Source organism: Thiomonas sp. 13-64-67, from assembly GCF_002282795.1.
In the GTDB taxonomy this organism is placed as follows: Bacteria; Pseudomonadota; Gammaproteobacteria; order Burkholderiales; family Burkholderiaceae_C; genus Thiomonas; species Thiomonas arsenitoxydans.
The window spans coordinates 1-4,877 of the sequence record NZ_NCKP01000092.1 but is presented as its reverse complement, the minus strand read 5'-3'; the positions used below and the strand labels follow the sequence as shown (position 1 = coordinate 4,877).

Sequence of the window (4,877 nt, the reverse complement as noted above, 5' to 3'; positions counted from 1 at the left end):
ACGCCGCCAAAGGGCAACTCGTCTTGCGCAAAGTGCAGCAAGGTATCGTTGACCGTCACGCCGCCAGCATGGGTGTGCAGCAGGGCATCGGCGGTGCGCTGGCGGTCGTGGTCGAACCAGTACAGCGCCAGCGGGCGCGGCTGGCTGCGTAGATGGGCCAGCGCCTGCGCCAGATCGTCATAGGCCACCACGGGCAGCAGCGGGCCGAAGATTTCTTCGTTCATCAAGCGCACCGAGGCCGGGGCGTCGCACACCAGCGCGGGCGCGAGGCGGTGGCGCAGATCGTCGGCCTGCACGCCGTCGAACAGGGCATGCACCTGCGCCCCGGCGGCGCGAGCTTCGCCCAGCAGACCGAGCAGACGGCTGTATTGGCGATGGTCGATGATGCTGGTGTAGTCGGGGCTGCGCAGGCCGTCGGGATAGAGTTTTTGCGCCGCGGCGCGGCAGGCGGCAACCCAGTCAGACTGCTGCGCGCGCGGCACGAGCACATAGTCGGGCGCGATACAGGTCTGCCCGGCGTTGAGCAGCTTGCCGTAGAGGATGCGCTGGGCCGCGTGCGCCAGGTCGTAACCCGGCGTGATGACGGCGGGCGATTTGCCGCCGAGTTCCAGCGTGACGGGAGTGAGGTTGGCCGCCGCCGCCGCCATGACGCGCTTGCCCACCCCGGTGGAGCCGGTGAACAGCAGGTGGTCGAACGGCAAGGCGCTGAAAGCGGCGCCGATTTCTGCATCGCCCTGCACCACCGCCACTTCGTCGGGCGCAAAGGTCTGCCCGGCCCGCTGCGCGAACACCGCGCTGAACGTGGGCGTGAACTCGGAGAGCTTGACCATCGCCCGGTTGCCCGCAGCCAGCGCCGCCGTCAGCGGCGCCACGGCCAGCACCAGCGGGTAGTTCCACGGCGCAATGACGCCCACCACGCCCAGCGGTTGGGGCAGCACTCGCGCCCGGGCGGGAAAAAACCAGCGTGAAACGGGGGCGGCGCGCGGACGCATCCAGCGTTTGCCGTGCTTGAGCGCATCGGCGATGCCCGTCAGGCTAGGCACGAGTTCGAGCATGCCGGTTTCGGGCGGCGGGCGGCCGCCGAAATCGGCGTCGATGGCCTCGGCGAACTCGGCCGCATGAGTGCGCAGCAAGGCCTGCAGTCGTCGCAGCCGGTCGCGTCGCAGCGTCCAGTCGGGATAGGGCGCGGCGTCGAACGCCGCCCGCAGCACGCTGAAAGACTGCTGGAGTGAAGCGGCGAAATCAGGGGCGCGATCCATGGCGTTGGCGGCAAACTGAATATTCAGCGACGCATGGTAAGCCGGACGCCGCCAACATGAAGAACCGGTTTGCCATGCCCCGTCCGACAAAACCCCTTCGCTGAATCGGGTATCAAAAAACAACTCAGGCAGTATTTGCCTAAGCAATAAACTGCACGGCATGAATTCTTCCACCCCCACTCCCACCCACGCAGCCGCGCCACATTTCTACGACGGTTCGGAGTATGCCAAGGACAACTCGGTCGGCTTTCTGATGAAAGTTGCGCTGGCAGTGCTGGTGCGCAATCTGGAGCATCAACTGCAGGGGCTCGACCTCACTGGCTCCCAATGGCACCCGCTACTTCATGTGCACCAAGGGTGCGACACCGTGGCCGCCTGCGCCCGCGAAATGCAGACCGACGCCGGCGCCATGACCCGCATGCTCGACCGCCTGGAAGCCAAGGGCCTGCTGGTGCGCGAGCGCAGTTGCAGCGACCGCCGCGTGGTCAACCTCTCGCTCACCCCGCGCGGCAGCGAGGTGGCGGCGCAAATTCCGCATGTGCTCTCCGAGGTGCTCAACGACCATCTGCGCGGCTTCAGCCCCAAGGAGTTTGCCCAGTTGCTCGACCTGCTGCGGCGCTTCATCGCCAATGGCGAGGCGCTGGCCGAAGCCAACAAGGCCGCCCCCGGCCCGCAACTGGTGGTGCGGGAACGCGACCCCGAAGAAAACAACGACAACAACCCCTCCTGACCCGTTCTCATCATGCTCAAAAGACCTTTCGTTCGATCCGCCGCGCTGGCCGCGCCGCTGCTGGCCGCCCTGCTGCTGGCGGGCTGCGCCAGCACCGAAGGCATCGCGCCCACGGCCCAGCTCACTCGTCCGCAGCAACTCGGCTTGCAGCCGGTGCAGACCGCCTTTCCCAAGACCGACTGGTGGGCCGACTTTCACGATCCTGAACTCGACCGCCTGATCGCCACCGCCCTGGCCGACAACCCCAGCCTGCAAGTCGCGCAGGCGCGGCTCGAACAGGCCCGTGCGCAAGTGCAGGGCGCGGGCAGCGCGCTCAAGCCCAAGCTGGGCGCCGCGGTGAGCTCCACTCGCCAGCGGTTCAGCAACAACTACATCTACGGCCCCTACGGCAGCAACTGGTATTACGACAATTCGGCGCTACTGCAAGGCAGCTGGGAGTTGGACTTTTTCGGCAAGAACCGGCAAACGCTGCAAGCCGCCATCGGCGAAGCCCACGCCGCCGCGGCGCAGGAGCAGGCCGCGCGGGTGCTGCTCGCATCCAACGTGGCCGGCGCTTATGTGAACCTTGCGCGGCTGATCGCCATCCAGAACGTGCTGCAGCAAACCCTGCAGCAGCGCGAGCACATGCTCAAACTGGTGCAGGACCGTGTGCGCGCCGGTCTGGAAACCACGGTGCAGGAGAAGCAGGCGCTGGCCGAAGTGCCGCAGATCCGTCTGCAGCTCGACCAGACTGCGGTGCAGATCACGCAGGCGCGCAACCTGCTGGCCGCGCTCACCGGCCAAGGCCCGCAGGCCACGGCCACGCTCGCCCCGCAGCTCTCCGCCCTGCCAACCATGAACCTGCCCGACACGCTGCCCGCCTCGCTGATCGGCCGCCGCGCCGACATCGTCGCCGCGCGCTGGCAGGTGGAAGCCGCGCTGCACGGCGTGAAGGCGGCCCGCGCAGCGTTTTACCCCGACGTCAACCTCACGGCGTTCGCCGGGTTCTCTGCGCTGGGCTTCAGCCAATGGCTGACCGGCGGCAGCCAGACCCTGGGCGTCGGCCCCGCACTCACCCTGCCGATCTTCGAGGGCGGCGCGCTGCGCGCCCAGCTTCGCGGCAAATCGGCGCAGGCGGACGCCGCCATCGCGCAATACAACGGCACGCTGGTGGACGCAGTGCATGAGGTCGCCGACGCCATCGCGGCGCGGCAATCCATCGGTCAGCAGATCGCGCAACAGCAGCAAGCGCTCGATGCCGCGCAGGACGCGCTGCGCCTGGTCGATCAGCGCTACAAGGCCGGGCTGTCGAACTACCTCACCGTGCTCACGGTTCAGTCGAGTGTGCTCAAGCTGCAGCAGGCCGGGGTGGACTTGAAAGCGCAGGCGCTGGCCGACGACGTGGCGCTGATTCGCGCCCTGGGCGGGGGCTACAACGCGCCGAAGATGCCCGAGCAGGTTCCTGCGAAATCCTCCTGACCCACGCTTTGACTTCTCCTTCTAAAAACGAATCGAATCCCAACGGAGTGCATCCATGAGTACCCCAGACAGCAACAAAACAGAAGGCGCGGCCCAGCCCGCCAAAAATGGCAACGGAAACGACAACGGAAATGGCAACGGCAAGGCCGCCAAGCGGCGGCGGCTGATGCTGCTGGCCATCGGCTTTTTCGTCATCGTCGGCGCCGTCTATGGCGGCTATCACTATTGGGAATCCCTGCGCTACGCCTACACCGATGACGCCTATGTGCAGGGCAATCTGGTGCAGGTCACGCCGCAGGTGGGCGGCACGGTGACCGCCATCAACGCCGACGATACCCAACTGGTCAAGTCCGGCCAGCCGTTGGTGCAGCTCGATGGCGCCGACACCCATGTGGCGCTGCAACAGGCCGAGGCCCTGCTGGCGCAGGCGGTGCGTCAGGTGCGGGTGAGCTTTGCCAACAACGGCACCCTGGCTGCCCAGGTTGCCGTGCGGCAGACCGATGTCAGCGTCGCGCAGGCCAATGTAGCCAAGGCGCAGGATGCGCTGCGCCGCCGCCAGGAGCTGGCGGGTACCGGCGCGGTGGGCGCTGAGGAACTGCGGCAGGCACAGATTGCCTTGCAATCCGCCCAAGCCGCGTTGACCACCGCGCAGGCCGGGGTGAAAGCCGCGCAGGAGCAACTCGCCGCCAGCGAAGCGCTGACCGCGGGCACGGTCATCGCCAACAACCCCTCGGTCAAGCTGGCCGCGGCCAAGCTGCGCGAGGCCTATCTGGCGTATGAACGCACCACCATTCCGGCGCCGGTCAGCGGCGTGGTGGCGCGGCGCACGGTGCAGCTCGGCCAGCGCGTGGCGCCCGGCCAGCCGCTGATGTGGGTAGTGCCGTTGAACGATGTGTGGATCGACGCCAATCTGAAGGAAACCCAGCTGCGCGACGTGCGCATCGGCCAGAAGGCCACGGTGACTGCCGACACCTATGGCGGCAGCTTCACCTACACCGGCCATGTGGTCGGACTGTCGGCGGGCACGGGTGCGGCGTTCTCGCTGTTGCCCGCGCAGAACGCCACGGGCAACTGGATCAAGGTGGTACAGCGCCTGCCGGTGCGCGTGGCGCTCGATCCCAAGCAAGTCGCCAGCCACCCGCTGCGCGTGGGCATGTCCACCGAAGTCACCATCGACATCAGCGACCACAAAGGCCCGCTGGTCATGGACGAGCCGCCCACCAAGCCCGCAGCCCGCACCGACGTTTATGCCGCCGACTGGCAGAAGGCCGACGCCCTGGTGAACGCCATCATCGCCGCCAACGCAGGCAGCAAGCGCTAAAGAGGCCAACATGAAACGACCCCCTCGCTCGCTTTGCTCGCTGCCCCCCACGGGGGGTGTCAGCTCCTTCGGAACGGCCGTGCGGAGCTGACATGGCCACTACGCAAGA

General features: G+C 67.2%; 4 protein-coding genes. 3 read left to right on the top strand and 1 reads right to left on the bottom strand.

The features are described from left to right. Nucleotides 1-1,259 (bottom strand): coniferyl aldehyde dehydrogenase (locus tag B7X30_RS14695; protein WP_286731589.1); only part of this gene is annotated, 1,259 nt, incomplete at its 3' end. Between the two features lie 160 nt (nt 1,260-1,419). Between B7X30_RS14695 and B7X30_RS14690 the strand changes: the two genes are divergently transcribed. The 3 genes from B7X30_RS14690 to B7X30_RS14680 are packed head-to-tail and all read left to right on the top strand — an operon-like array spanning nt 1,420 to nt 4,768. Next, nucleotides 1,420-1,989: a MarR family winged helix-turn-helix transcriptional regulator gene (locus B7X30_RS14690; RefSeq protein WP_286731586.1), complete on the top strand. Its 570-nt coding sequence runs from the start codon at nt 1,420-1,422 to the stop codon at nt 1,987-1,989. A 12-nt stretch (nt 1,990-2,001) separates the two neighbouring features. Next, nucleotides 2,002-3,447: an efflux transporter outer membrane subunit gene (locus tag B7X30_RS14685; protein WP_286731584.1), complete on the top strand. Its 1,446-nt coding sequence runs from the start codon at nt 2,002-2,004 to the stop codon at nt 3,445-3,447. A gap of 55 nt (nt 3,448-3,502) precedes the next feature. Continuing rightward, a complete protein-coding gene (locus B7X30_RS14680; protein ID WP_286731581.1) occupies nt 3,503-4,768 on the top strand; it encodes an HlyD family secretion protein in 1,266 nt (421 codons plus the stop codon). Nucleotides 4,769-4,877: the final 109 nt, after the last annotated feature.

What these genes read in the sequence shown, in the direction of transcription:
- B7X30_RS14690 (WP_286731586.1), top strand. Translation starts at nt 1,420, where the DNA reads ATGAATTCTTCCACCCCCACTCCCACCCACGCAGCCGCGCCACATTTC.
- B7X30_RS14685 (WP_286731584.1), top strand. Translation starts at nt 2,002, where the DNA reads ATGCTCAAAAGACCTTTCGTTCGATCCGCCGCGCTGGCCGCGCCGCTG.
- B7X30_RS14680 (WP_286731581.1), top strand. Translation starts at nt 3,503, where the DNA reads ATGAGTACCCCAGACAGCAACAAAACAGAAGGCGCGGCCCAGCCCGCC.